Source organism: Pseudomonas sp. BN411 (genome assembly GCF_029871235.1).
Taxonomy (GTDB): Bacteria; Pseudomonadota; Gammaproteobacteria; order Pseudomonadales; family Pseudomonadaceae; genus Metapseudomonas.
Map to the genome: position 1 here is coordinate 14,437 of NZ_SSOM01000061.1, position 25,163 is coordinate 39,599.

Below are 25,163 nucleotides of genomic sequence, written 5' to 3' on the forward strand. Positions count from 1 at the left end.
ATCTGCCGGGCTTTTTCGTTTCCGCTTCCCTTACTTCAGGTGCTCCTTCAGCGCTTCGCCGGCCTGCTGCATGGCGGCGCGGGTGCCCGGAACCTTGGCCAGCACGTTGAGCAGGCCAAAGTCGTGGATCATACCGTTGTAGCGCACCGAGGTGACCTCCACGCCGGCAGCGTCCAGCTTGCGGGCGTAGGCTTCGCCCTCGTCACGCAGCACGTCGAACTCGGCAGTCTGTACCAGTGCCGGCGGCAGGCCCTTCAGCTGCTCGGTCGAAGCCTGCAGCGGCGAGGCGTAGGTCTCGGCGCGCTGGCGCGGATCGGTGGTGTAGCTGTCCCAGAACCACTTCATCATGTTGCGGGTGAGGAAGTGGCCGTTCTCGAACTGGTTGTAGGACGCATTGTTGAAGTTGGAGTCGGTTACCGGCCACAGCAGGGCCTGGAAACGGATCTTCGGTGTGCCCTTGTCCTTGGCCATCAGGCTGACCACCGCGGCCATGTTGCCGCCAACGCTGTTACCGGCCACCGCCAGGCGGTTGCCATCCACGCCGATTTCCTTGCCGTGCTCGGCCACCCACTTGGTGGCGGCGTAGGCCTGGTTGATGGCGGTCGGGTACTTGGCCTCGGGGGAGGGCGTGTAGTTCACGTAGACCGCCACGGCGCCGGAGTTGGCTACCAGGTCGCGGATCAGCCGCTCGTGGGTCGGGTAGTCGCCCAGAACCCAGCCGCCGCCGTGGAAGAACATGAAGACGGGCAGGGTGCCTTTCACGCCAGCAGGGCGAACGATGGTCAGATCGATCTTCTGGCCGTCGGCTTCGATGGTCTTCTGGCTGACGTCGGCCTTCGGCAGTTCCAGCTTCACGCTGGCCTGGGCGCCGACCAGCACTGCGCGAGCATCCTTCGGGGCAAGGGTTTCCAGCGGCTTGCCACCACCGGCGGCCAGGGCTTCGAGGAAGGCCTGGGTGTTGCGTTCGACGCCCGGACCGCCTGCAGCGAAAGCCTGGCTCACGGAGAGGGCGAGAAGGCTGCCTGCGACTACGGTGCTGATCGATTTCATGGCGGGTTTCCTCTATCTGTGAATTGATTTGCTGTCTAAAAGTTTGCGCGCCAAATAAGTGCGTGAGGCAGAAGTTATTCGCGATTTATTTAGCGCGCAAGATATTTGTTGGAAATATTTGGAATAGCGGCGTGAGGATTCTGGAATAAGGCCGTCAGACGGCCTTTCCCAGACTGCTGCGCAGGGACACCAGTTCTTCCTTGAGGTCGCCCAACTGCTCAATGGTGAGTTCGGTGGCGGCGAATATGCAGGCGGGCACCCGCTTGGCCTTTTCCTGCAAATCCCGACCTGCCTGGGTAAGACGCAGTTCCACCACGCGTTCGTCCTTGCTGCTGCGGGTCCGGGTGATCAGCCCTTCGGCTTCCAGGCGCTTGAGCAGGGGAGTGAGGGAGCCGGGGTCGGTGAGCATGCGGTTGCTGATTTCGCCCACGGTGATGCCGTCGCTTTCCCACAGCACCATCATCGCGAGGTACTGCGGATAGGTCAGGCCAAGCTCCTGGAGCAGGGGCTTGTAGACCTTGGTCATCATCAGGGAGGTGGAATACAGGGCGAAGCAGAGCTGGTTGTCGAGCATCAGCTCCTTGCAGGGGGGCGTGGACATCGGAGGTCTCCAGAGGCAGTTCTGGTGACCAATTTAGCGCGCAAGCCTTTCGTGGGCAAAATGCATTCTGTCCATCGCCGTCTCGGGCGTTCTTGCATTGCCTCTACCAGGCACCACAATTGCCCGATCAACCTCTGCAAGGACTGCATCATGGACAACCTGCAAAACCCCTATCAGGCGCCCCAGGCGGAGCTCACGATCAACAGCGCCGCCCAGCCCCTGCTCGCGTCACGCTGGACCCGCTTTGGCGCGGCCTTGATCGACGGCCTCATCATGAGCCTGGCGACGGTACCAGTGGCTTACTTCTCTGGTGCCTTCGCCGCCGCCCAGCAGGGCATTGAGCCTAGCCTGGGCCAGCAGTTGCTGAGTCTGGTGGTGGGTGTAGCGGTGTTCCTGCTGGTCAACGGTCACTTCCTCAAGAACTTCGGCCAGACGCTCGGCAAACGCCTGCTGAAGATCGCCATCGTCAACCTCGACGGCCAGGTGCCGGAGCTGGGCGGCCTGTTGCTCAAGCGCTACCTGGTCTGGTGGTTGCTGGCGTACATCCCGATGATCGGTGCGCTGCTGGTGATGGTGGACTATCTGTTCATCTTCCGCGCCGACCGCCGCTGCCTGCATGACTTGCTGGCAGGCACCCGCGTGGTCCAGCTGCCTCGCTGATCAGGTCCGGCCCAGGCCGCCCAGGGCCAGGTCCCAGGGCGGCACCGGGCCGAAGCGGTTCTTCAGGAATTCCAGTAACAGCCGGCTTCGCGAGCTGGCTTCTCCTTCCAGGCGCAAGGCATAGATGCCACTGGGCTCCGGCGCGGGCAGGCCGTCTTCGCAGAACAGTGCCACCAGTTCACCGCGTACCAGGTATTCGCTGATCAACCAGGTGGGCAGGTGAGCGATTCCGAGCCCGGCCAGGGCGCTGAATACCAGGGTTTCGGCATTGTTCGCCGTCATGCGCATGCGCCCCGGGCGAATGTGCTGCAGCTTGCCGTCCACCTCGAAACGCCAGGCGTAGGGCGGCGCCAGGGCGTCCCAGTCGAGGCCATCGTGTTCCGGCAACTCCCGTGGGTCGCGGGGGATGCCGCGACGGCGCAGGTACTCAGGGCTGGCGCAGAGGATTCGTACCATGGGGGCGAGCGGGGTAGCGACCAATCGGGTGTCGGCCAAGGGGCCGATGCGCAGCACCAGATCGACCTGGCCTAGGCTTTCACCCTGCATGTCGATGAAGCTGTCGATCAGCCGCAACTGCACATCCAGCCCGGGATAGCTGGCGAGGAACTCCGCGATGGCTGGAGCCAGGTGGCGGCGGCCAAAAGGGCTGGGCGCGTCGATGCGGATCAGCCCCTCGGGCGCGCTGCTCAGGGACACCGCTTCCGCGCGGGCAAGGCGCAACTCCGCAAGCACCCGCTTTGCCCGTTCGGCAAAGGCGAGGCCAGCCGGGGTGGCTTTCACCACGTGGGTGCTGCGCACGAACAGCGTGCTGCCCAGCGCACGCTCCAGGGCATCGATGCGTCGTGCCACGGCCGAAGGTGTGAGCGGGTGGCGGCGGGCGGCGGCGGAAAAGCTGCCGGCGTCCAGGACGTCGAGGAAGAGGGCCAGTTGTTCAGTCAGGGCATCGGGGTTCATCAGCATTGCCTATGCGTATTTCGCAAAGCCATTGTGCGTTGCTGTGCGTTTCCGCGGCAATTAGTGCTGCGTAGCATTGCGCCAACTGATTGGGAGGCGTCATGGATCTCGTTACGTTCGTTCTGAATATCGTGCTGGGTGCGCTGCTCGGCACCATGGGTGGCCTCTTCGGCATTGGTGGCGGGTTGATCGCCATTCCTGCCCTGGGCGTGCTCTTCGGCCTCGACCAGCAACTGGCCCAGGGCACTGCCCTGGTGATGGTGGTGCCCAACGTACTGCTGGCGCTGTGGCGCTATCACCAGCGCAATCGCATCGATCCGCGCTACGCGACGCTGCTGGCAGGCACCAGTTTCGGTTTCGCCTGGCTGGCTTCGCTGTTCGCGGTGCGGGTGGATGCGGAGAGCATGCGCCTGGCCTTCGTTGGCTTCCTGCTGGCCCTGGCTGCCTACAACTTCGCGCGGATGTTCATGGCCAAGGCACAGGCCAGCGCCGAACTGCGTCAGCCGTGGCCCTGGTTGGGCGCTCTGGGTGGTGTGGCGGGAGCCGCCGGAGGCCTGTTCGGGGTGGGCGGCGCGGTAATCGCCACACCGATATTGACCAGTGTCTTCGGCACCAGCCAGGTGATGGCCCAGGGGCTTTCCCTGGCGCTGGCTGCGCCGAGTACTGCTGTGACCCTGGCCACCTACGGCCTGCACGACCACGTGAACTGGGCCATGGGCCTGCCCCTGGCGGTAGGGGGGCTGCTCAGCATCAGTTGGGGTGTACGCCTGGCCCACGCCTTGCCGGAGCGGGTGCTGCGCTCGCTCTTCTGCGCTTTCCTGCTGCTCTGTGCGGTGATGCTGGCGATCAAGTAAGGCTCAGATGCGGAAGCCTTCGATGATGTGTTCGGCCAGGGTCTCTGTCACCGGCGACTGATGGCGCTCGCTGCGCAGCAGCATGATGTTGCACACCGGTAGCTGCGGCAGGCCTTCGGCCTCACCCAGGATGCGCAGGTCCGGGGTGATCAGGCTCTGCAACTGGGCGGTAACCGCCAGTCCGGCGCTGACCACTGCCATGATGGCCGACAGGCTCGGGCTGGTGTAGGCCACCCGGTATTCACGTCCAATGGCGTCCAGGGCGTTGCAGGCCCAGGCGCGACAGAAGCATTCGGAGTTGAACATGGCGAGCGGCAGGGCTGGTTGCTCGTGGGGGGTGAAGCCTATGGCCTCGGCCCAGACGATACGCTCCTGACGCAGAAACTCTCCGATATCGTCGCCCGGCTTGCGGGTCACAATGGTCAGGTCGAGATCCTGGCGCTGCAGCAGTTGGGCGGAGGAGTCGCAGTGCACTTCCACCTGCACCAGCGGATAAGCCTGGGCGAAGCGCGAAAGGATGCCCGGCAGGAAACGCATCACATAGTCGTCCGGCGTGCCGATGCGCACCGAACCCACCATGTGGGGCTGGCGCAGGGTGTTCATCACTTCGCCATGCAGCTTGAGGATGCGCCGCGCGTAGCCCAGCAGGATCTGCCCCTCGGCGGTGAGCCTGACCTGGCGGCCGTCGCGCTCGAACACCGCGCGTTGCAGCACGTCTTCTTCCAGCCGCTTCATCTGCATGCTCACGGCCGACTGGGTGCGGTTGACCATTTCCGCTGCGCGGGTGAAGCCGCCGTAGTCGGCAATGGCGACGAAGGTGCGTAGCAATTCGGTATCGATGGCAGGGTAGTTCATTCATCAATTCCTGAGATGCACCACATAAGAAACATTCGTTGGATTGATCTTAGTCCCGTGTGGAAACTGGCGCCATCCCCACAGGGAGGGCGATACGATGAAAGGTCAACACGGTTTTATCGGTACTTCGCATGACGCTCGTTTCAACGCAGCGCATCATCACGAAAGCTGGCTTTCCGCCGCCTGGCACGCGATCAGGCGCTGGGAGCAATTGGCGTATGAGCGTGACCAGCTCGCACGCATGAGCGATGACATGCTCAAGGACATCGGCCTGTCTCGTGCCGACGTGATGGAAGAGAGTGATCGTCACTTCTGGGAAGATCCGCTGAAAAAGTGAAACCAGGATGCGGCCCGCCACCGGTGAAGCGCAGGGCGGGCCGCAGCCCCGATGAATGGATGCACAGGACGGGAACATGTCGAACACCTACGAGCTGGCTCAACTGAACATCGCCTCGATGAAGGCGCCCCTCGATTCCCCGCTCATGGCCGACTTCGTCGCTAACCTGGCGCCGATCAACGCCTTGGCCGATAGCGCGCCGGGGTTCGTCTGGCGGCTCCAGGACGAGGAGGGCGATGCCACGGCCATCCGCCCGTTCGGTCCGGAGGTGCTGGTCAATCTCTCGGTCTGGCGCGACGTGGCCAGCCTTACCGACTTCGTCTATCGCTCCGCCCATGTCGAGATGCTGCGTCGGCGCAAGGAGTGGTTCGAGCGTGTTTCCGGCATGCACCAGGTGCTCTGGTGGGTGCCCAAGGGACACCGACCGGACGTCCGCGAGGCGGCGCAACGCCTGGCATTGCTGCAAGAGAATGGCCCGACGCCGCAAGCCTTCACCTTCCGCCAGAGTTTTCTCGCGCCGGACCAGGCAGTCCCCTTTGCGCCCTTCGACGTGGAGTGCGAAAGCCAGGCGGGCTGATGCTACTGTGAAGCGTCATCCCCCCTGCTGGCACGGAGCCCCATGACGCTGACCCTTTCCCTTCCCGAAGCCCGTCGCCTGGCCCTGGCAGCCCAGGGTTTTGCGCGGGCGCCGCGCGGTGCCATCCGCCATCGGCAATTGCTGGCGCAGCTGGATGCGCTGGGCGTCGTGCAGATCGATTCGGTGAACGCCCTGGTGCGTTCCCATTACCTTCCGGCCTTTTCCCGCCTGGGCCACTACGACCGCGAAATGCTGGACGACCTGGCCTGGGGCAAGCCCCGGCGCCGGGCGCTGTTCGAGTACTGGGGACATGAGGCGTCACTCCTGCCGCTGGAGCTCTATCCGCTGATGCGCTGGCGCATGCGTCGTGCGGCCAATGGCCAGGGCATTTACCAGCAGCTGGCGCGCTTCGGCTTCGAGCAGCAGGAAGTGATCCAGCGCGTCTTGCAGGCGGTACGCGATCAGGGCCCGCTGGGTGCCGGTGCCCTGAGTACGCGGGAAGAGCGAGCCGGCCCCTGGTGGGACTGGAGCGCGGAAAAGCACGCCATGGAATGGCTGTTCGCTGCGGGTGAAGTGACGGTCGCCGGGCGTCGGGGCTTCGAGCGCCTCTACGACCTGCCTGAGCGGGTGATTCCCGCTGACATCCTGAACCAGCCTGATATGCCCGAGGCCGATGCCCAGCGCCAGTTGCTGCTGCGCGCCGCCCAGGCCCTTGGCGTGGCCACCGAGCGGGATCTGCGGGACTACTACCGGCTCGATACCGGCGACAGCCAGGCGCGTCTGGCCGAGCTGGTGGAGGAGGGCGCGCTGCAACAGGTCCAGGTCAATGGCTGGAAACAGCCGGCCTACTGCCTGGGCGAGCCCAAAGCGCCGCGCAAGGTTCGCGCCAGTGCATTGCTGTCGCCCTTCGATTCGCTGATCTGGGAGCGGGCGCGCACGGAGCGCCTGTTCGACTTCCGCTATCGCCTGGAAATCTACACGCCACAACACAAGCGCCAGTACGGTTACTACGTGCTGCCCTTCCTGCACGACGAGCGCCTTGCTGCGCGAGTGGACCTGCGCGCTGAACGCGCCCAGGACCGCCTGGCGGTGCATGCACTGCATGAGGAGGAGCACGGCCTGAGCGAGGCCGGAATGCAGGCGCTGGCGGAGAACCTGCGAAGCATGGCGGACTGGCTGGGGTTGGGTGAGGTGGCGGTTACTTGCCGAAGGCCAGGAACGGTGCGGTTGCAGGCGGGCCTGTCCGGGCTGGGGAGCTGATGGGTCTTTGTGGGGGCGAATTCATTCGCTATGTAGGCCTGCCTTGTCAGCCGACATGGGCTGCTTTGCAGCCCTTGGCGAATGAATTCGCCCCCACAGAAAAAGCGACGTCCTAGCGGCGTATCTGCTTCAGCGTTTCGGCGATCAGGAAGGCCAGTTCCAGAGACTGGTCGGCGTTCAGGCGCGGGTCGCAGTGGGTGTGGTAGCGGTCGGAGAGGGCGTCTTCAGTGATGGGGCGGGCGCCGCCGATGCATTCGGTGACGTTCTGCCCGGTCATCTCGATATGGATGCCGCCCGCGTAGCTGCCCTCGGCCCGATGCACCTCGAAGAACTGCTTCACCTCGCCGAGGATGGCGGCGAAGTCGCGGGTCTTGTAGCCGCTTGAGGCCTTGATGGTGTTGCCATGCATGGGGTCGGAACTCCACAGCACCTTGCGGCCTTCGCGTTCGACGGTGCGGATCAGGCGGGGCAGGTGCTCGCCGACCTTTTCGGCACCCATACGCACGATCAGGTTGATGCGGCCCGGGTCGTTGTCCGGGTTGAGGATATCGATCAGGCGGATCAGTTCTTCGCCGTCCATGCTCGGTCCGACCTTGACCCCGATGGGGTTGCCGACGCCACGCATGAACTCCACGTGGGCGCCATCCAGTTGGCGAGTGCGGTCGCCGATCCAGAGCATGTGTGCGGAGCAGTCGTACCAGCCACCAGTGAGGCTGTCGCGGCGCACGAATGCCTGCTCGTAGTTCAGCAGCAGCGCTTCGTGGGCGGTGAAGAAGCTGGCTTCGCGCAGTTGCGGCGCGCTATCCAGGCCGCACGCGCGCATGAAGGCCAGGGCTTCGTCGATGCGGCCGGCCAGTTGGCTGTACTTCTCGGTCAGCGCCGAGTTGGCGATGAAGTCCAGGTTCCACTGATGCACCTGGTGCACGTCGGCGAAACCGCCCTGGGCGAACGCGCGCAGCAGGTTGAGGCTGGCGGTGGACTGGTGATAGGCCTGCAGCAGGCGCTCCGGATCCGGAACGCGGCTGGTGGAGTCGAAGCCGATGCCATTGACGATGTCGCCGCGGTAGGCCGGCAGGGTGATGTCGCCCTGGGTTTCGTTGCCGGAAGAGCGCGGCTTGGCGAACTGGCCGGCCATGCGCCCCACCTTCACCACTGGGCAGCCGGCGGCGAAGGTCATGACGATGGCCATTTGCAGCAGCACCTTGAAGGTGTCGCGGATCTTGGCGGCGGAGAACTCCGCGAAGCTTTCAGCGCAGTCGCCGCCCTGGAGCAGGAAGGCGCGGCCTTCGGTGACCTCGGCGAACTGGCGGCGCAGCTCGCGCGCTTCGCCGGCGAACACCAGGGGCGGGAAGCTCGCCAGGGTATGCTCGACGTGCGCCAGCTTGGCGGCGTCCGGGTACTCGGGCTGTTGCTGGATGGGTTTGTCCCTCCAGCTTTCAGGGCTCCATTCTTGGCTGCTCATCAGGGTCTCGATTCGGCGGCTTGCGGTAGATGAGCCATGGTAACCGAAAGGCCCCGAGGCGGCGCTAGGCGCGCCAGCAGAGGAGCACACCGCAGAGGCAGAGCAGCAGGTGGATGGCGGTGCGGAAATGTGCTTCGGCCAGGCGCTGGTGCAGGTACTCCCCGGCCAGCGCGCCGACCAGGAGCAGCGGCGCATAGGTGGCGATGCGCGGCAGCGCGGGTGCCAGGCTGCCGTCGTAGAGGTAGGCCAGGGTCAGCAGGCTGTTGAGGCCGAACCAGACGCAGAGCAGGGTGGCGCGCAGGCGTGCCTTGTCCAGCGCGGTGCCGGCCAAGGCATGGACCAGCAGGGGGCCGCCGGAAGCGAACAGACCATGGCTGATGCCCGCCGCGCCGGTCTGCAGGCGCGTCATCCAGGCCGGCGTACGGCCACGGGGCGCACCGCGCAGCAATTCGCGCAGGGCGAACCAGAGGATCAGTAGGCCGAAGCCCAGCTTCATCAGACCGTCATCCAGCCAGGGCCGGAGGCCGTAGCCGATCGAAGTGCCGATGAGCATGCCGGGCAGGATGGTGGCGAGCAGCAGGCGCCACTGCACCAGGCGGCGATTGCGCCAGGCGAGGAAGCCGCTCATGAGGATGTTCAGCGGCACGAGAACCGGCAGCAGGTCATGGATCGGCAGCAGCAGGGCGCCCAACGATAGAGCGACGATGGTGCTGCCGAAACCGGTGATGGCTTCCAGGGTGTAGGCAAGGAGGATGAACAGCGCTAGCCAGAGCCAGGCGTCACTCATGTCCCGGCCGGGACGCCGGCGAAGGGCTGGACGCCTTCCAGGCCCTGGCTGAGCTCGGCGATGTGTTGCCTCACCTGGTTGCGGTAGCTGTCCTTGTGCACGTAGTAGGCCATGCGCTCCAGCTCCAGGTAGGCGTAACCGCCATCGAGGCGCTGGCTGGCGCGTTCGGCCTTGAGCGCACGGAAGCGATCAGCCTGCGCACTGCGGGCCTGCTGCTGGCGGATGTACAGGGCCACCAGTTCTGCCTGTTCCGCGCGGCCCTGCCAGCCCAGGCCTGAAGCCTCGACCATGCCCATCATGAACAGGTCGTCGTACTCGGGATGGAAGATGTTCAGGTAGAGCTGCGGGGCGCCAGCGCGCTCGGGCCAGTTCAGCTGGGCGCGGTCGATGAAGGGATAGTCCAGCTTGTAGCCGGTGGCCTGGAGGATCAGGTCGTATTCGGCCTGGCGGCCATCGCTGAAGGTCACGCGGTGGCCTTCGACCTGCGTGATGTCCGGACGCGCCTTGATGTCGCCATGACCCAGGTGGTGGAGCACCAGGGAGTTCATCACCGGGTGGGATTCGTAGAGCTTGTAGTCCGGGTCGGGAAGGCCGTAGTGCGAAGGCTTGCCGACCAGCGCGCGCACCAGCAGGCCATCGACCAGTTGCTTGAGCCGACGCGGGAGCTTCACGGCGCCGCCGAAGGTATCGGTGGGGCGGCCGAGGAGGAACTTGGGCAGGAAGTAGTAGCCACGGCGCACCGAGAGGTCGACCGAGGCGGCGCGATGCACGGCGTCGACGGCGATGTCGCAGGCCGAGTTGCCGCAGCCCACCAGCAGGACCCGCTTGCCGTCGAACATGGCTGGCGAGCGATATTCGGCCGAGTGCAGCAATTCACCGTCGAAGTGGCCGGGTAGGTCGGGCCGATTGGGTGTGTGCAAGGTGCCATTGGCGATCAGCACTCCGTCGAAATGGCTTTCGCGACGCTGGCCGTCCTGCTCGGTGATCAGCTTCCAGCCGCGCTCCAGGCGTTCCAGGTGCAGCACGCGGGTATTGAAGCGGAAGTGTTTGTAGAGGTCGAAATGCCGGGCGTAGTCGCGGAAGTAGCGGCGCATTTCGCTGTGATGCGGGTAGGGTGCCACGTCGGCATCCATGGGGAATTCGCTGAACTCGGTGGTGTGCTTCGACGAGATCAGGTGCGCCGAGTCGTACATGGTGCTGTGGGGATTGTCGATGTCCCACAGTCCGCCGACATCGCCATTCAGCTCGAAGCCGACGAAGGGAATGCCATGTTTCTGCAGTTGGCGGGCACTGCACAGACCCATGGGGCCCGCGCCGATGATGGCGTACATGCTGGATTCGACCTCTGCGCTGTTATTCTTGTGCGGTTTTTCGCCCCTGGGGCGCGCGGTTCGGATTATGCCGGGAGCACAGGCTCCGGCTTCAATGGCAATAGGCGCCGGTGCAGCGCCGGGTTGGTGCGAAATGTCAGCGCCGGCCTTGAAGGAGTGATGACTTGATGTCCGAGGAGCGCCTGCTCGCGGAAGTGCATGATGATTTCGGCGTGATCCGCGTCTACGAAGTCGGCCCCTATCGCATCCTCGAATTCGGCGAGGCGGTGGAGCAAAGCTGTGTCTTCGTGGCCGATCCGGCCTGGCTGGAATACGACTACACCCGCGCCATGCTGCTGGGCGCGTTGTGCCACGATGCGCCGGAAAGCGCGTTGTTCCTCGGTCTGGGCGCCGGCACCCTGACCCAGGCGTGCCTGAAGTTCCTGCCGCTGGAAGACGTGGAAGTGATCGAGCTGCGCCCCGATGTGCCGCGCCTGGCCATGGAGTACCTGGGGCTGACCGACGACCCACGGCTGTACGTGCGCATCGGCGATGCCCTGGAGCTGCTCGACAGCGCCGAGCCTGCGGACCTGATCTTCGTCGATCTCTATACCGACCAGGGGCCGGGTGTCGGCCACCTGGCCTGGAACTTCCTCGGAGCCTGCCAGAAGCGCCTCAGCCCTGGCGGTTGGCTGGTGATCAACCAGTGGGCGGCGGATGACGGCAAGCCCCTTGGCGCCGCCCTGCTGCGCGGGTTGTTCCATCGCCATTACTGGGAGTGCCCGGTGAAGGAGGGCAATGTGGTGCTCTTCGTGCCGGCTGACCTCGAACAGACACTGGACCTCGGCGCGCTCAAGGCCAGGGCCGACGCACTGGCCCCTGTGCTGGGCTATTCGCTGCAATCGCTGCTGAATGTCGTGCGGCCGGCGAGTTAGTCGGGCGGTTTCCTGTGGGGGCGAATTCATTCGCCAAGGGCTGCGAAGCAGCCCCATCGATGGGAGCGATCAGGCGTTGGGCCAGTCATTTCCCTTTGAAGTGCCCGTCGCGCCGTTCCAGCATGGCCCGCAGCCCTTCCTTGGCATCCTCGGACTCCAGCAGGCGCTTGGCCTCGGCCGGCAGGGCGGCGGCCGCGGCCTTTTCGCCTTCGTCGAGGGTCTGGCGCGCGGAGGCCAGTGTGGCGCGGACTCCCAGTGGCGCCTGGGCGGCTACCCGTTCCGCCAGCCAGATGGCGCGGGGTAGCAGGTCTTCGGGCGGCAACACTTCCTGGACCAGCCCCAGGCGATAGGCTTCGTGCGCGTCGAACTCATCCCCCGTGAGCAGCCAGCGCATGGCATTGCCCCAGCCGGCGATCTGGTGCAGGCGCAGCGTGGCGCCGCCGAAGGGGAAAATGCCGCGCTGCACTTCCAACTGCGCGAAGCGGGTAGTACTGGCGCAGAGGTTGATGTCCGCCGCCAGCATGAGTTCGATGCCGATGGTGTAGCAGTAGCCCTGCACGGCGACCATCAGCGGCTTGGTCGGACGCGGGCCGCCGAAGGTGCCCCAGGGGTCCACGGAGCCGGCCGGCATCTTCCAGCCCTGTTTGAAGGCCTCCCCGACGCTGGCCAGGTCGAGCCCGGCGGTGAAGTGCTCGCCATGGGCGAAGACCAGCGCGCAGCGCGCATTGTCGTCCCGTTCGTACTCGCCCAATGCCAGGACCAGGTCGTCCAGCATCGCCTGGTCGAAGGCATTGCGCTTGGTCGTGCGGTCAAGGCCGATCAGCATGATGTGGCCGCGCTTTTCACGACTGACGCGGCCGGCGGAACTGGTGGACATGGATGGCTTTCCTTCGTGGGAATGACAGGAGGGCAGGTGGGATATAGACCCGCGAAATGGGCTTGTCCATTGCCGCGCGCCGTCTGGCGGAGAGGAAGCTGGGGTGCCGAAAAAGCTGCACGCGAGCAAGATTTTTCCTGTATGATGCGCGCCGGCCAATTGACGGCTCCGTTCAAGTACTGCGTTTTTTCCCGAGGCACTTTGCCTTCGGCTGCAAGTCCGCGCTGCGGGCTACCCTTGACGTTTCATCCATTCCCAATAAAGCGATCACGCAAATTCTCTACCAGGCTGCCAGGGCGACCCACAAGGTCCTTCACGGCATGTGCAGCTATGGAACAAGGGTCTTTGCGGATGCACATGAGGCAGACCCATGACCCAGGAAATCGGCACTTTTGCCGCGCTCGGCATTCATCCCAATGTACTGGCCGCAATCACTGCGGTCGGCTATGAAGAGCCGTCCCCCATCCAGGCCCAGTCGATTCCGGTAATCCTTGCCGGTCACGACATGATTGGCCAGGCCCAGACCGGTACCGGCAAGACTGCAGCCTTCGCGCTGCCGATCCTGTCGCGCATCGATCCGGCCAAACGAGAGCCGCAGGCGCTGATCCTGGCACCGACCCGCGAGCTCGCACTGCAAGTTGCTACCGCTTTCGAAACCTACGCCAAGCAGATGCCGGGCCTGAACGTGGTCGCCGTCTACGGTGGCGCGCCCATGGGTCCGCAGCTCAAGGCCCTGCGCCAGGGCGCCCAGGTGATCGTGGCGACCCCCGGCCGTCTCTGCGACCACCTGCGTCGCGATGACAAGATGCTCGCCACCGTGCAGCAGCTGGTGCTGGACGAAGCGGACGAGATGCTCAAGCTCGGCTTCATGGACGACCTCGAAGTGATCTTCGAAGCCCTCCCGGAAAGCCGCCAGAGCGTGCTGTTCTCCGCTACCCTGCCGCCGTCGATCCGCTCGATCGCCGAGCGCCACCTGCGTAACCCGCAGCACGTCAAGATCGCTGCCAAGACCCAGACCGTGGCGCGCATCGAGCAGGCCCACCTGATGGTCCACGCCGACCAGAAGACCCCGGCTGTCCTGCGTCTGCTGGAAGTCGAGGAATTCGACGCGCTGATCGCCTTCGTGCGCACCAAGCAAGCCACCCTGGATCTGGCCAGTGCCCTGGAAGCCAAAGGCTACAAGGCCGCTGCGCTGAACGGCGACATCGCCCAGAACCAGCGTGAGCGCGTGATCGAGTCGCTGAAGGACGGCCGTCTGGACATCGTGGTCGCCACCGACGTGGCTGCTCGCGGTATTGACGTACCGCGCATCACCCACGTGTTCAACGTGGACATGCCCTACGACCCGGAATCCTATGTGCACCGTATCGGCCGTACTGGCCGTGCCGGTCGCGATGGCCGTGCGCTGCTGCTGGTGACCCCGCGTGAGCGCCGCATGCTGCAGGTGATCGAGCGTGTGACCGGTCAGAAGGTCGCTGAAGTGCGCCTGCCCAACGCCCAGCAAGTGCTGGACGCGCGCATCAAGAAGCTGAACACCAGCCTCACCCCGCTGGTGGCCGAGGCCGATGCCAAGTACGGCGATCTGCTGGATCGTCTGGTGGCCGATATCGGTTGCACCCCGCGTGCCCTGGCTGCCGCGCTGCTGCAGCGTGCCACCAATGGCCAGGCCCTGAACCTGGCGGACGTGGAGCGCGAACAGCCCCTGGTGCCGAGCTTCCAGCCGCGCGAGCGCCGCGAGCGTGACGGTGCTGACCGTAGCGAGCGTGGTGAATACCGCGAGCGCCGTGCGCCGATGCCGCTGGGCGAAGGCCGTGTACGCTGCCGTACCGCGCTGGGTACCCGCGACGGTATCGCCGCGAAGAACCTGCTGGGCGCCATCCTCAACGAGGGCGGTATCGCTCGTGAGGCCATCGGTCGTATCCAGATTCGCGAAACCTTCAGCCTGATCGAGCTGCCGGAAGAAGGCCTCGACCGCCTGCTGGGCAAGCTGAAGGACACTCGCGTGGCCGGCAAACAGCTCAAGCTGCGCCGCTACCGCGAAGACTGAAGCGCGATGCTGTAAAACGAAAAAGCCCCGCAATTGCGGGGCTTTTTTGTGTCTGGCGGGCGAGTGAATGGTTGACCTTGTGGGGGCGAATTCATTCGCTAGGGGTTGCGAAGCAGCCCCCGGCGACGCTGAGGGCAGCCCTGCGGACTGCATGGCGAATGAATTCGCCCCTACAAGAGCATCGCTGCTCAGTCGAATCGATAGATATCCATCCCCAGCGCCCCCAGGGTGAAGCCGCTGTGCACCAGGCCGAAGCGGCTGCCGGCACCGCGGGCGAAGTAGAGCGGCAGCAGATGCTCGTCCCGTGGATGGTTGCGCGCGGCGTGGGGCGCGAGGCTGCGGTAGTCGTGCAGGGCGGCTTCGTCGTTGGCCTCGAGGTGTTCCACCATCCAGTCGCGGAATTCCTTGGCCCAGGGGGTGACCACGTCGGGACCGGCGCGCCAGTTCAGTTCGCCCAGGTTGTGGGTGATGCTGCCCGAACCGATCAGCAGGATGCCGCGTTCCCGCAGGCTCGCCAGGGCCTGGCCGATGCGAGTCTGGAATGCAGGGCCCAGGCGACTGGGTAGCGACAGCTGGACCACCGGGATATCGGCCTCGGGGTACATCAGCGTCAACGGCACCCAGGTACCATGGTCGAATGGGCGTTCCGGGTCGACCCCGGCAGGAAAGCCGGCTTCGGTCAGCAGGCCGGCGATTTCCTCGGCCAGCTGCGGTGCGCCGGGTGCCGGGTATTGCACGGCGTAGAGCGGCGGTGGGAAGCCGTAGAAGTCGTGCCAGGTTTCCGGATGCGGGCTGCCGCTGAGCAGTAGCTGACTGCTCTCCCAGTGGGCGGAAACGACCAGGATCGCCTTGGGACGCGGCAGGGAGTCGGCCAGGGCCTTGAGCGCCGGACCGCTTTCACCGGGCTCCAGGGCGAGCATGGGAGAGCCGTGGGAGATGTAGAGGCTGGGTAGCATTTCGGAATTCCTCCGGTAGGATTCCGGCATCATCCGGGCTGGATATATCGATTTCCAGCATAATTATTTGAGCTATTTGATCGAATTTATGGAGGCATCATGGATGAGCAATTCTGGCAGTCGCGCTGGGCGGAGAATCAGATTGGATTCCACCAGCGCGACGTAAACCCCTATCTGGAACGCTACTGGCCGCAACTAGCGCTGCCCCGTGGTTGTCAGGTGCTGGTGCCGCTCTGCGGCAAGACCCTGGATATGCTCTGGCTGGCGGGGCAGGGCCACCGGATTCTGGGCGTGGAGCTGGCCGAACGCGCCGTGCAGGATTTCTTCGCCGAACAGGGGCTGACGCCCGAAGTGACGCAGCAGGGTGAGCTGCGTCGCTACAGTGCAGGTGCCGTCGAAATTCTCCAGGGCGATTTCTTCGCCGTCACTGCGGCAGACGTCGCCCAATGCCAGGCGCTCTATGATCGCGCCGCGTTGATCGCCCTGCCGCCGGTCATGCGCGATGACTACGTCGCGCACTTGCAGTGCATTCTGCCGGCCCGTTGCGATGGTTTGCTGGTCACCCTGGACTACGAGCAGGTACGCCTGGAAGGGCCGCCGTTCTCGGTGCCCGAAGGCGAAGTGCGCAGGCACCTGGAGGCAGGCTGGGAGGTGGAGATGCTGGAGCGCAATGACGTGCTGGAGAAGAACTGGAAGTTCGCCTCTCGCGGGCTGGATAGCCTGCACGAGCCGGTGTTCCGCTTGAGCCGTAGATAGCGACGAATTGTTGGGCTTCGCTGAGCTCAGCCACAACCTACGGTTTGGAGCAGGCAAAAAAAGGGCGGCCAATTGGCCGCCCAAGTCAGTGTGATTCGTTTCAGCCGCGGCGGCGCAGGGCCTCGATGCGGTCTTCCAGCGGCGGGTGGCTCATCAGCAGGCCGGCGAGGCCGTGCTTCAGGCCGCCGTTGATGCCGAAGGCGGTCAGGCTGTCGGGCATCTGCACCGGTACGCCTTGCTCGGCACGCAGGCGCTGCAGGGCGCCGATCATGGCGTTGGTGCCGGCCAGGCTGGCGCCGGCTTCGTCGGCGCGGTACTCGCGGCGGCGCGAGAACCACATGACGATGATGCTGGCGAGGATGCCCAGGACCAGTTCAGCGAAGATGGTCGCGACGAAGTAGCCGATGCCGGGGCCTTCTTCGTTCTTCAGGATCACCTTGTCGACGAAGTTGCCGAAGATGCGCGCGAAGAACATCACGAAGGTGTTCACCACGCCCTGGATCAGCGACAGGGTGACCATGTCGCCGTTGGCCACGTGGCCGATCTCGTGGGCCAGTACGGCTTTCACTTCATCGGGGGAGAAGCGCTCCAGCAGGCCCTGGCTCACGGCCACCAGTGCATCGTTCTTGTTCCAGCCGGTGGCGAAGGCGTTCGCTTCGTAGGCTGGGAAGATGCCCACTTCCGGCATCTTGATGCCGGCGTCGCGGGACAGTTGCTCGACGGTCTGCAGCAGCCATTGCTCATGGCGGGTGCGGGGCTGGGTGATGATCTCGGTGCCGGTGCTCATCTTCGCCATCCACTTGGAGATGAACAGCGAGATCAGAGAGCCGGCGAAGCCGAACACGGCGCAGTAGACCAGCAGGCTGCCGTAGTTCTGGCCGGTGAACCGGTCTACGCCCAGCAGCTTCAGGGTGATGCTGGCAATCACCAGGACTGCAAGGTTTGTGGCCAGGAACAACAGAATGCGCATCATGATTGGAACAGTCTCCTCACGGCGGAAAGCGGTTTCGTATGCGGGGGTATATAAGGGGCGGCCCTGGCGTATTCAACCAGGGACTATTTCAAACTATGTCGCCCAGGGCGTCGGCACTGCTCTCGAAGATTAGTCGAGTCAGGCGTACGAGGCGTTCGCTGTCGGCATTGCGCAAGGCCTCGCGCAGTTGCTGCGCAAGGCTGGCGCGGACCCGCAGGATGCTGGGTGGCAGGGTTTCGGGATTGTCCAGCGCGCCAGGCAGCGCGCGGGACATCCGCAGAAAGCCCTTCTCGGTGAGGGTCGCCTGATCCAGCGCTTCGAAATGGATGGTGCTGTCGAAGCGCAGGTAGCCCTCGTCGGCAAGCCAGAGCAGGGCGCCCAGGCAGCTTTCGTGGCGCTTGCTGGGCAGGCCGAACTCATCCGGTTCGGACGGGCCGATCAGGTCTTCCACATAGAGCGCAATGCGCCGCGGGAAGGCTTGATACAGCTGTAGCAGGCCGGTGGCGCAGTCCTTGTAGAAGTCGTCGATCTGCAGGTCCATTGGCCGTTACTGGCGATACGACTTGAGGAAGTTGCCGATGCGGCCGATGGCCTGCTCGAGGTCATCGACGCGGGGCAGGGTGACCACGCGGAAGTGGTCCGGCCACGGCCAGTTGAAGGCGGTGCCCTGGACGATCAGCAGCTTCTCGGAGAGCAGCAGGTCGAGGACGAACTTCTCGTCGTTGTGGATCGGGCAGACCTTCGGGTCGATCTTCGGGAAGGCGTAGAGCGCGCCCATGGGCTTCACGCAGCTGACGCCGGGGATATCATTGAGCAGTTCCCAGGCGCGGTTGCGCTGTTCCAGCAGGCGGCCGTTGGGCAGGACCAGGTCGTTGATGCTCTGGTAGCCGCCGAGTGCGGTCTGGATGGCGTGCTGGCTGGGTACGTTGGCGCACAGGCGCATGTTGGCCAGGATATCCAGGCCTTCGATGTAGCTCTGGGCCTTGTGCTTGGGACCGGAAATCGCCACCCAGCCGGAACGGAAGCCGGCCACGCGATAGGACTTGGACAGGCCGTTGAAGGTCAGGCAGAGCACGTCCGGCGCGAGGGAGGCGGTGGAGATGTGCTGGGCCTCGTCGTAGAGGATCTTGTCGTAGATCTCGTCGGAGAACAGCACCAGGTTGTGCTGGCGGGCCAGTTCGACGATGTCCATCAGCACTTCGCGGGAATACACCGCGCCAGTGGGGTTGTTCGGGTTGATCAGCACCAGGGCCTTGGTGTTCGGGGTGATCTTCGCCTTCATGTCGGCAATGTCGGGGAACCAGCCGGCCTGTTCGTCGCATAGGTAATGCACCGGCTTGCCGCCACCCAGGGCCACGGAGGCGGTCCACAGCGGGTAGTCCGGCGCCGGGATCAGCACCTCATCGCCATTGTTCAGCAAGGCCTGCATGGCCATCACGATCAGCTCGGAGACGCCGTTGCCGAGGTAGATGTCCTCGATGCCGACGCCTTCCACCTGCTTCTGCTGGTAGTACTGCATCACGGCCTTGCGCGCGCTGAACAGGCCCTTGGAATCGCTGTAGCCCTGGGCGGTGGGCAGGTTGCGAATCACGTCCTGGAGGATTTCCTCCGGAGCTTCGAAACCGAACGGCGCCGGATTGCCGATGTTCAGCTTGAGGATGCGATGGCCTTCCTCTTCCAGGCGTTTGGCGTGCTTGAGCACCGGTCCGCGGATGTCATAGCAGACATTGGCGAGCTTGTTCGATTTGCTGACCTGCATGATGCGTGGATGTCCCGAGTGAAAAGGGTCGCGCGAGGCGACGGGGATCGATGCGCCTTGGCAGCCTGTAACGCCACTGCCAGACTGGCGTCTGATGAATCGCGCATGATACGTGCGGCCCGATGGCCCGAAAAGGTCGGGATCGGGCTTTTTTACCATTGCCGAGGACTGTCATGGACAAGCTTGAGAAACCCCTGGAAAGCTGGCGTGAGGAGCTTTCCGATACTCAGTTCCACGTCTGCCGTCTGGGTGGCACCGAGCGTGCCTTCACCGGCGAGTACTACGCCACCAAGACGCCAGGTATCTACCACTGCGCCTGTTGCGGTGAAGCGCTGTTCGACTCCGATGCCAAGTACGATTCCGGCAGCGGCTGGCCGAGTTACTTCCAGCCGGTGGGCAAGGACGTCATTGCCGAGCGCGAGGACTTCAGCCACGGCATGCACCGTATCGAGGTGCGCTGTGCCCGCTGCGATGCCCATCTGGGCCATGTCTTCCCGGACGGCCCGCGTCCCACCGGTCTGCGTTATTGCATCAACTCGGTGTCGCTGAAGCTCGAACCGCGTTAAGCGCGCGGCTTTTGATGAGGCCCGCCAAAAGGCGGGCCTTTTTATAGAGAAATTAAATTGCACACAATTTAATTGAGAGCTATTTTCTGGATCTAAATTCCCCGAACAGGTTCCGACCATGAGCGACAAGATCCTCGATATCCCCGTCACCACCATCAAAGGCGAGCAGAAGACCCTCGGGGACTTCGGCGGCAAGGCCCTGCTGGTGGTCAACACCGCCAGCAAGTGCGGCTTCACCCCGCAGTACAAGGGCCTGGAAGAGCTCTGGCAGCAATACAAGGAGCGGGGCCTGGTGGTGCTGGGCTTCCCCTGCAACCAGTTCGGCAAGCAGGAGCCGGGTGACGAAGGCGCCATCAGCGAGTTCTGCGAACTGAACTTCGGTGTCAGCTTTCCGCTGTTCAAGAAGATCGACGTGAACGGCGCGCAGGCCCATCCGCTCTACGTGCAGCTGAAGAAGCGCGCACCGGGCCTGCTGGGCAGCCAGGGCATCAAATGGAACTTCACCAAATTCCTGATCAGCCAGGACGGCCAGCGCATCCAGCGCTTTGCGCCGACCACCAAGCCGGAAGAGATCACCGCCGAGATCGAAGCCCTGCTGAAATGAACACGCCATCGATCGAGCCGGAGCTGCTGCTGGATAACCAGCTCTGTTTCAAGCTCTACGCCGCGTCCCGCGCGGTGATTCGTGGCTACCGGCCGCTGCTGGAGCCCCTTGGCCTGACCTACCCGCAGTACCTGGTCATGCTGGTGCTCTGGGAGTGGCACGCACGGGCGCCGGAACAACCCACGGTCAAGGCCCTGGGCGAGCGCCTGCTGCTGGATTCGGGCACCCTCACGCCGTTGCTTAAACGCCTGGAGCAGCTCGGGTTGGTGCGCCGCAAGCGCTCGGCCCATGACGAGCGTGAAGTGCACCTGGCGCTGACGGAAGAGGGCGCTGCCCTGCGGGACAAGGTGATGCCGCTGCGCAACGAGCTGATCTGCGCCAGCGGTCTGGACCTCAATGAAATGGCTGAACTGCGCGCGCGCCTCGGCGAGTTGCTGGGTCAGCTCATCGGGTTGCCTGAGTAGCCGGCAGCCAAGTGTCGAGCAACGCCACCAGTTCCTCGCGGCGGAAGGGCTTGGCCAGGTAGTCGTCCATGCCGGCGGCGCGGCAGCGTTCGCGTTCGTCCGGCAGGGCATTGGCGGTCAGCGCGATGATCGGCAGGTCCGGCCAGCGCCCACTCTGGCGAATGCGCCGGGTCGCTTCGTAGCCATCCATCACCGGCATGTTGCAGTCCATCAACACCAGGTCGACGGCCGATTGCTCCAGGCGGCTCAGGGCCTCGGCGCCGTGGGTCGCCAGCAGCACTTCGCAGCCCAGCTTGGCCAGCATGCCCTTGGCCACCAGCTGGTTCACCGCGTTGTCTTCCACCAGCAGCACCCGCGCATGGCGATGCTGCGGTTCGGCGGTTTCCGGTGCTGCCGCTGGCGTTTCATCCGGGAGTTTCAGCAGCACCCGCTGCAGGGCCTGGTGCAACGCCGCCCGTGACAGGGGGCGGGCCAGTTGGTGCAGGGGTGTCAGGGTCGCCGCCCGTGGTGGCGGCAGGAAGCTGCCGTAGCCGGTGACCAGCAGGATGGGCATATGGGCGGTGCGACGCAGGTTTTCCAGGCAGTCGGGGTTGTCGCTGATCAGCAGGTCGGCGTGCACGCCGCTGAGGTCGGTGCCCGCGTCGCGGCGTTCGAATTCCAGCCCCCACAGCGGCAACCAGGTCCCCAGCATCTCGGCCAGGCCGCTCTTGGCGCCGCACAGGGCGATGACCTTGCCCTGCATCGGCGCGCGCGATTCCGCCGGGCTGTGCTCCACCAGCGGCAATTCCGCACTGAACAGGCTTCCCAGGCCTTCCTGGGATTTCACGTCCAACTGGCCCTGCATGGCTTCGCACAGATGGCGCGTCAGCGCCAGGCCAAGGCCCGTGCCGCCGAATTGTCGGGTGATACCGGCGCTGCCCTGCGAGAAGGGCTGGAACAGTTTGGGCAGGGCTTCGACGGAGATGCCGATGCCAGTGTCCCGGACCGTGATCAGCACGCCGCCCGGGCTGGGTGCAGCATGCAGGTCGACGCGGCCGAATCGGGTGAACTTGAGGGCGTTGGACAGGAGGTTGCTGATCACCTGGCGCACCCGCGTCGGGTCGCCCACTACCAGTGACGGCAGTTTTGGGTCGATCAGGCAGGTCAGCTCGACGCCGGGCGCCGTGTTCTGCGACAGCAGGTTGGCGGTGTCTTCCAGCAGCGTGCCCAGGTCGAAGGGGATTTGCTCCAGCTCCAGTTGGCCGGCTTCGAATTTGGAGAGGTCGAGAATGTCGTTGAGCAGTTCCACCAGCACGCTGCCGGAGTCGTGGGCGATCTGCAGCTGGCGCCTCTGCTCGTTGTTCAGTGGGCCGTCCAGGGCCAGGTCGAGCATCCCAAGCAGACCATTGAGCGGCGTGCGGATCTCGTGGCTCATGTTGGCGAGGAAGGCGGCGCGGGCCTTGGCCATTTCCAGCGCGGTGCTGCGCGCCACCTCCAGTTCCTGGTTGTAGCGGCTGAGACGGCTGTTGGCGGCCTTCAGCTCGGCGGTGCGCGCCGACACGATGTTCTCCAGCTCGGCCAGGTACTGGTTCAGGCGCTCGTCTGCCTCGCGACGCTGCTGCATTTCGGTGGCCAGGCTGGCCAACTGGCGGTTCGTCACTTCCACCAGTACGCCGATCTCGTCCTGCTCGTGGCCGGGCGGGCAGGGTAGCTTGGTATCTGGCGAGGCGCGCGGGTCGCGCTCGCTGAGGCCGCGGATCAGCTCCACCAGCGGCTTGGTCAGCATGCTGTAGAAGAGCACCAGGAGGATCAGCGACAGCAGCAGGCTGCGCACGAAGCCGCTGAGCAGGGTGATCATCGCGCGGCGCAGGAAGTGGCTGCCGAAGGCGAAGGTATCCACTTCCAGGCGCAGGACGCCGAGGGTTTCGTTGGGGGCGTGGATGATATAGAGCGGGTCCTCGAACTCGCGCTGCTCACCGAACAGGTAGTCGCTGAAGATACGGAAGTCGCTTTCGGTGCGCGGACGGCTGACGCTGGCCAGCACCGCTCCGTTGTTGTCGATGATCTCCGCGCGAATCACCGCTGGCGAGCGCAAGAGGCCGAGGACCAGTTCCTGGGCCAGTTCGGCGTCGATGTTGTAGGCGATGCGCGCGGCCGGGCTGTGGGCGATCTCAAGGAGCGCCTTGATCTCGCGGTCGATCGAGGCGTTTTCGTTGAGATAGTCGCTGGCTACCTGGATGACGCTGAGGACGGTGCCGAGGAGGAACGCCACCAGCACCGTGAGGCTGGCCTGCTTGAATGACAGCCGTTGTGTCAGCGGAATATCCATGGGGCTTGGGATTTGGCCTTGTTCCGAGGGCTTGCCAAGCATAGCCTATCCCGTCTGCCGGCAGCGCCTGATGGCTGCGGCTGAAGAAGGAGTTGAACGTGGATTCCCGCCTGTATGAGATTCTCGAGCGCGCCGATGCGGTGCTGGCCCGTCTCGAACCCCTGTTGCCCGTACCTCGACCGGAAATCGACTGGCAGAAGAGCCTGGCTGCACGCTGGCATCGCGATGGTCGCAGCGGATACCTGCAACCGCTGGACATCAGCCTGGACCTGTCCCTCGCCGACCTGATCGGTGTCGACAAACAGCGTGAGCAGCTGGCTGGCAACACCCGCCAGTTCGTCGACGGGCTGCCGGCCAACCATGCGCTGCTCTGGGGCGCCCGGGGCACCGGTAAATCTTCCCTGGTTCGCGCGCTGCTGGCCGAGCACGCCGGTGCCGGCCTGCGCCTGATCGAGATCGAGCGCGACCACCTGGCCGACCTGCCGCGCGTGGTGGAGCAACTGGCCGGCCTGTCGCAGCGCTTCGTGCTGTTCTGCGATGACCTGTCCTTCGAGGCGGGCGAGGGCGACTACCGCGTGCTCAAGAGCGTGCTGGATGGCTCCCTGGAACGTGCCCCGGACAACGTGCTGCTCTACGCCACCTCCAACCGCCGCCACCTGGTGCCGGAGAAGCAGAGCGACAACGAGCACTGGCAAATGGTCGACGGCGAACTGCATCCCAACGAAGCGGTGGAAGACAAGATCGCCCTGTCCGACCGCTTCGGCCTCTGGTTGTCCTTCTATCCCTTTACCCAGGACCACTTCCTGGCCGTGGTGCGCCACTGGATCGGCGTGCTGGCCGAACCGGCGGCCCTGAAATGGGAGTGGACCGAGGAGCTGGAAATACTGGCGATCCGCTGGGCCCTGGGGCGCGGCAATCGCAATGGCCGTTGCGCCTATCAATTCGCCCGCCACTGGGTCGGGCTCGCTTTGCTGGAGTCTTCCAAATGATCGATCTGCAACAGACTGGCGCGGGCCTGTCCGGCTATGCGTTGCTGGCCGCCCAACTGGAATCCCTGCTGGCCGATGAGCGCGATTTCATCGCCAACAGCTCGCAGTTCTCCGCCTTTCTCTTCAACGAGCTGGCGGACCTGAACTGGGCCGGCTTCTACCTCAATCGCAACGAGGAGCTGGTGCTCGGCCCGTTCCAGGGCAAGGTCGCTTGCGTGCGCATCCCCTTCAGCAGGGGTGTCTGCGGCGCTGCGGCACGCACCCGGGAAACCCAGCGGGTGGAAGACGTGCACGCCTTCCCCGGCCACATCGCCTGCGACAGCGTGTCCAACAGTGAACTGGTAGTGCCGCTGGTGAAGGACGGCCGCCTGATCGGTGTGCTCGACCTGGACAGCCCCAAGCTGGCGCGCTTCACCGCAGAGGACCAGGCTGGCATCGAGCAGCTGGCGTCGATCTACCTGCGCCTGACCGACTGCTGATCGAGCGGTAATGAAAAAGCCCGGACTTGTCCGGGCTTTTTCATGGGTTGGCGGTGGCAACAGGCTCAGGCGCGGCCGGCCAGCTTAGCAAGGATCTTCTGTTCGCCCGGCAGCACGGCCTGCACCGATTCCCGCGCGGTCATGCGTTCGTAGTGGGCTGCCAGGTGCGGCCAGCGCCCGGCATCGAGACGCTCGCCGCCGTGCTCCATGTTGATCATCTGGGTGGCGAAGGCAAGGTCGGCCAGGGTCAGGCGCTCGCCGACGAAGTATTCGGCGGTACCCAGGGCCTTCTCCAGATAGTCGAAGTGGGGCGGCAGCTTGTCCGCCAGGGCTGCCTGGACGATGGCTTCGTCACAGGCCTGGCCCATGGATGGCTTCAGGGTCCGGTTGCGGAACACGCCGAAGGTGGCCAGAGGGGCCACTTCGTAGTCGCAATACTTCTCCAGCCAGCGGACCCGTGCGCGCTCCTCGGTGTCACGGCCGTAAAGCGGGGCGAGTTGGGTGTGTTTCTCTTCCAGGTACTGGCAGATCACGCTGGAGTCGGCGAGGGTCACGTCGCCGTCACGCAGGGCCGGAATGCGGCCCAGGGGGCTCAGCTCGCGGAACCAGCTCGGCTGGCTGAAGGGCGAGACGATTTCCAGCTGGTACTCCAGCCCCTTTTCCTGCAGGTAGAGGCGCACTTTGCGCACGAAAGGAGACAGCGGGGCGCCGTAGAGGGTCAGGCTCATCGGGAGGTCCTCGTC

Annotated in this window: 27 protein-coding genes; 13 read left to right on the top strand and 14 right to left on the bottom strand. The window is 64.7% G+C overall.

Annotation, left to right across the window (positions count from 1 at the left end; all coding sequences use genetic code 11):
* Positions 1–30: 30 nt before the first annotated feature.
* Together E8F06_RS09400 and E8F06_RS09405 are read right to left on the bottom strand one after the other, a co-directional pair.
* Entirely contained in the window at positions 31–1,050 is a 1,020-nt protein-coding gene (locus E8F06_RS09400; RefSeq protein WP_280366472.1) for an alpha/beta hydrolase, read from the bottom strand.
* Positions 1,051–1,204: 154 nt separating this feature from the next.
* Positions 1,205–1,651: a MarR family transcriptional regulator gene (locus E8F06_RS09405; protein ID WP_280366474.1), complete on the bottom strand. Its 447-nt coding sequence runs from the start codon at positions 1,649–1,651 to the stop codon at positions 1,205–1,207.
* 150 nt (positions 1,652–1,801) lie between these two features.
* On the opposite strand from E8F06_RS09405, the gene E8F06_RS09410 reads away from it, so the two are divergent.
* Positions 1,802–2,311, top strand: coding sequence for an RDD family protein (locus E8F06_RS09410; protein WP_280366476.1), 510 nt, complete (start codon positions 1,802–1,804; stop codon positions 2,309–2,311).
* On the opposite strand, the gene E8F06_RS09415 is transcribed toward E8F06_RS09410, so the two are convergent.
* Positions 2,312–3,265 carry a LysR family transcriptional regulator gene (locus tag E8F06_RS09415; protein ID WP_280366478.1) on the bottom strand — a complete coding sequence of 318 codons (954 nt, stop codon included), beginning with the start codon at positions 3,263–3,265 and terminating at the stop codon, positions 2,312–2,314.
* Positions 3,266–3,366: 101 nt separating this feature from the next.
* On the opposite strand from E8F06_RS09415, the gene E8F06_RS09420 reads away from it, so the two are divergent.
* Positions 3,367–4,119 (top strand): sulfite exporter TauE/SafE family protein, encoded by a 753-nt coding sequence (locus E8F06_RS09420; protein WP_280366481.1) that lies wholly within the window; start codon positions 3,367–3,369, stop codon positions 4,117–4,119.
* A 3-nt stretch (positions 4,120–4,122) separates the two neighbouring features.
* Here the strand turns inward: E8F06_RS09420 and E8F06_RS09425 are convergent, their stop codons facing one another.
* A complete protein-coding gene (locus tag E8F06_RS09425; protein ID WP_280366483.1) occupies positions 4,123–4,974 on the bottom strand; it encodes a LysR substrate-binding domain-containing protein in 852 nt (283 codons plus the stop codon).
* Positions 4,975–5,071: 97 nt separating this feature from the next.
* Between E8F06_RS09425 and E8F06_RS09430 the strand changes: the two genes are divergently transcribed.
* The 3 genes from E8F06_RS09430 (at position 5,072) to E8F06_RS09440 (ending at position 7,148) form a co-directional block, all read left to right on the top strand.
* Positions 5,072–5,311 (top strand): DUF1127 domain-containing protein, encoded by a 240-nt coding sequence (locus E8F06_RS09430; protein WP_280366485.1) that lies wholly within the window; start codon positions 5,072–5,074, stop codon positions 5,309–5,311.
* Between the two features lie 76 nt (positions 5,312–5,387).
* Complete coding sequence (locus E8F06_RS09435) at positions 5,388–5,888, top strand: DUF3291 domain-containing protein (protein ID WP_280366487.1); 501 nt, start codon at positions 5,388–5,390, stop codon at positions 5,886–5,888.
* Positions 5,889–5,930: 42 nt separating this feature from the next.
* Complete coding sequence (locus tag E8F06_RS09440) at positions 5,931–7,148, top strand: winged helix-turn-helix domain-containing protein (protein WP_280366489.1); 1,218 nt, start codon at positions 5,931–5,933, stop codon at positions 7,146–7,148.
* Between the two features lie 112 nt (positions 7,149–7,260).
* Here E8F06_RS09440 and E8F06_RS09445 read toward each other — a convergent pair whose 3' ends face one another.
* The 3 genes from E8F06_RS09445 to E8F06_RS09455 all read right to left on the bottom strand — a co-directional run bounded on the left by E8F06_RS09445 (position 7,261) and on the right by E8F06_RS09455 (position 10,728).
* On the bottom strand, positions 7,261–8,610 hold the full coding sequence (locus tag E8F06_RS09445; RefSeq protein ID WP_280366491.1) for a 3-deoxy-7-phosphoheptulonate synthase class II: 1,350 nt from the start codon (positions 8,608–8,610) through the stop codon (positions 7,261–7,263).
* Between the two features lie 64 nt (positions 8,611–8,674).
* Positions 8,675–9,397, bottom strand: a complete 723-nt coding sequence (locus tag E8F06_RS09450; RefSeq protein ID WP_280366492.1) for a sulfite exporter TauE/SafE family protein — start codon at positions 9,395–9,397, stop codon at positions 8,675–8,677.
* A complete protein-coding gene (locus tag E8F06_RS09455; protein ID WP_280366494.1) occupies positions 9,394–10,728 on the bottom strand; it encodes an NAD(P)-binding domain-containing protein in 1,335 nt (444 codons plus the stop codon). Before E8F06_RS09455 ends, E8F06_RS09450 begins: the two co-directional genes overlap by 4 nt.
* A gap of 167 nt (positions 10,729–10,895) precedes the next feature.
* Between E8F06_RS09455 and E8F06_RS09460 the strand changes: the two genes are divergently transcribed.
* Positions 10,896–11,642, top strand: coding sequence for a spermidine synthase (locus tag E8F06_RS09460; protein ID WP_280366497.1), 747 nt, complete (start codon positions 10,896–10,898; stop codon positions 11,640–11,642).
* An 85-nt stretch (positions 11,643–11,727) separates the two neighbouring features.
* Here E8F06_RS09460 and E8F06_RS09465 read toward each other — a convergent pair whose 3' ends face one another.
* A complete protein-coding gene (locus tag E8F06_RS09465; protein ID WP_280366499.1) occupies positions 11,728–12,519 on the bottom strand; it encodes a crotonase/enoyl-CoA hydratase family protein in 792 nt (263 codons plus the stop codon).
* A gap of 370 nt (positions 12,520–12,889) precedes the next feature.
* Here E8F06_RS09465 and E8F06_RS09470 point away from each other — a divergent pair, with 370 nt between their 5' ends.
* Positions 12,890–14,566, top strand: coding sequence for a DEAD/DEAH box helicase (locus E8F06_RS09470; RefSeq protein ID WP_280366501.1), 1,677 nt, complete (start codon positions 12,890–12,892; stop codon positions 14,564–14,566).
* Between the two features lie 188 nt (positions 14,567–14,754).
* On the opposite strand, the gene E8F06_RS09475 is transcribed toward E8F06_RS09470, so the two are convergent.
* Positions 14,755–15,522: a class III extradiol ring-cleavage dioxygenase gene (locus E8F06_RS09475; RefSeq protein ID WP_280366503.1), complete on the bottom strand. Its 768-nt coding sequence runs from the start codon at positions 15,520–15,522 to the stop codon at positions 14,755–14,757.
* A 99-nt stretch (positions 15,523–15,621) separates the two neighbouring features.
* Here E8F06_RS09475 and E8F06_RS09480 point away from each other — a divergent pair, with 99 nt between their 5' ends.
* A complete protein-coding gene (locus E8F06_RS09480) occupies positions 15,622–16,278 on the top strand; it encodes a thiopurine S-methyltransferase (RefSeq protein WP_280366505.1) in 657 nt (218 codons plus the stop codon).
* Between the two features lie 100 nt (positions 16,279–16,378).
* Here E8F06_RS09480 and htpX read toward each other — a convergent pair whose 3' ends face one another.
* The 3 genes from htpX to E8F06_RS09495 form a co-directional block, all read right to left on the bottom strand.
* Positions 16,379–17,251 carry a protease HtpX gene (gene htpX / locus E8F06_RS09485; protein WP_280366508.1) on the bottom strand — a complete coding sequence of 291 codons (873 nt, stop codon included), beginning with the start codon at positions 17,249–17,251 and terminating at the stop codon, positions 16,379–16,381.
* An 88-nt stretch (positions 17,252–17,339) separates the two neighbouring features.
* Positions 17,340–17,792, bottom strand: a complete 453-nt coding sequence (locus E8F06_RS09490; protein WP_280366510.1) for a hypothetical protein — start codon at positions 17,790–17,792, stop codon at positions 17,340–17,342.
* Positions 17,793–17,798: 6 nt separating this feature from the next.
* A complete protein-coding gene (locus E8F06_RS09495; RefSeq protein WP_280366512.1) occupies positions 17,799–19,010 on the bottom strand; it encodes a pyridoxal phosphate-dependent aminotransferase in 1,212 nt (403 codons plus the stop codon).
* Between the two features lie 173 nt (positions 19,011–19,183).
* Between E8F06_RS09495 and msrB the strand changes: the two genes are divergently transcribed.
* The 3 genes from msrB to E8F06_RS09510 all read left to right on the top strand — a co-directional run bounded on the left by msrB (position 19,184) and on the right by E8F06_RS09510 (position 20,644).
* Positions 19,184–19,576, top strand: coding sequence for a peptide-methionine (R)-S-oxide reductase MsrB (msrB, locus tag E8F06_RS09500; RefSeq protein WP_280366513.1), 393 nt, complete (start codon positions 19,184–19,186; stop codon positions 19,574–19,576).
* Between the two features lie 118 nt (positions 19,577–19,694).
* Complete coding sequence (locus E8F06_RS09505) at positions 19,695–20,180, top strand: glutathione peroxidase (protein WP_280366515.1); 486 nt, start codon at positions 19,695–19,697, stop codon at positions 20,178–20,180.
* Positions 20,177–20,644, top strand: a complete 468-nt coding sequence (locus E8F06_RS09510; protein WP_280366516.1) for a MarR family transcriptional regulator — start codon at positions 20,177–20,179, stop codon at positions 20,642–20,644. The genes E8F06_RS09505 and E8F06_RS09510 overlap by 4 nt, the downstream gene beginning before the upstream one ends.
* Here E8F06_RS09510 and E8F06_RS09515 read toward each other — a convergent pair.
* A complete protein-coding gene (locus E8F06_RS09515) occupies positions 20,625–22,952 on the bottom strand; it encodes a response regulator (RefSeq protein WP_280366520.1) in 2,328 nt (775 codons plus the stop codon). The two genes, E8F06_RS09510 and E8F06_RS09515, sit on opposite strands and share 20 nt — an antisense overlap.
* A 98-nt stretch (positions 22,953–23,050) precedes the next feature.
* On the opposite strand from E8F06_RS09515, the gene E8F06_RS09520 reads away from it, so the two are divergent.
* Both E8F06_RS09520 and E8F06_RS09525 read left to right on the top strand, forming a co-directional pair.
* Positions 23,051–23,941: an ATP-binding protein gene (locus E8F06_RS09520; RefSeq protein WP_280366522.1), complete on the top strand. Its 891-nt coding sequence runs from the start codon at positions 23,051–23,053 to the stop codon at positions 23,939–23,941.
* Positions 23,938–24,420, top strand: coding sequence for a GAF domain-containing protein (locus tag E8F06_RS09525; protein WP_280366524.1), 483 nt, complete (start codon positions 23,938–23,940; stop codon positions 24,418–24,420). Before E8F06_RS09520 ends, E8F06_RS09525 begins: the two co-directional genes overlap by 4 nt.
* 65 nt (positions 24,421–24,485) lie before the next feature.
* Here E8F06_RS09525 and E8F06_RS09530 read toward each other — a convergent pair whose 3' ends face one another.
* The gene (locus tag E8F06_RS09530) at positions 24,486–25,148 is read right to left on the bottom strand and encodes a glutathione S-transferase family protein (protein ID WP_280366526.1); all 663 of its coding nucleotides are present in this window, start codon (positions 25,146–25,148) and stop codon (positions 24,486–24,488) included.
* Between the last annotated feature and the right edge of the window lie 15 nt (positions 25,149–25,163).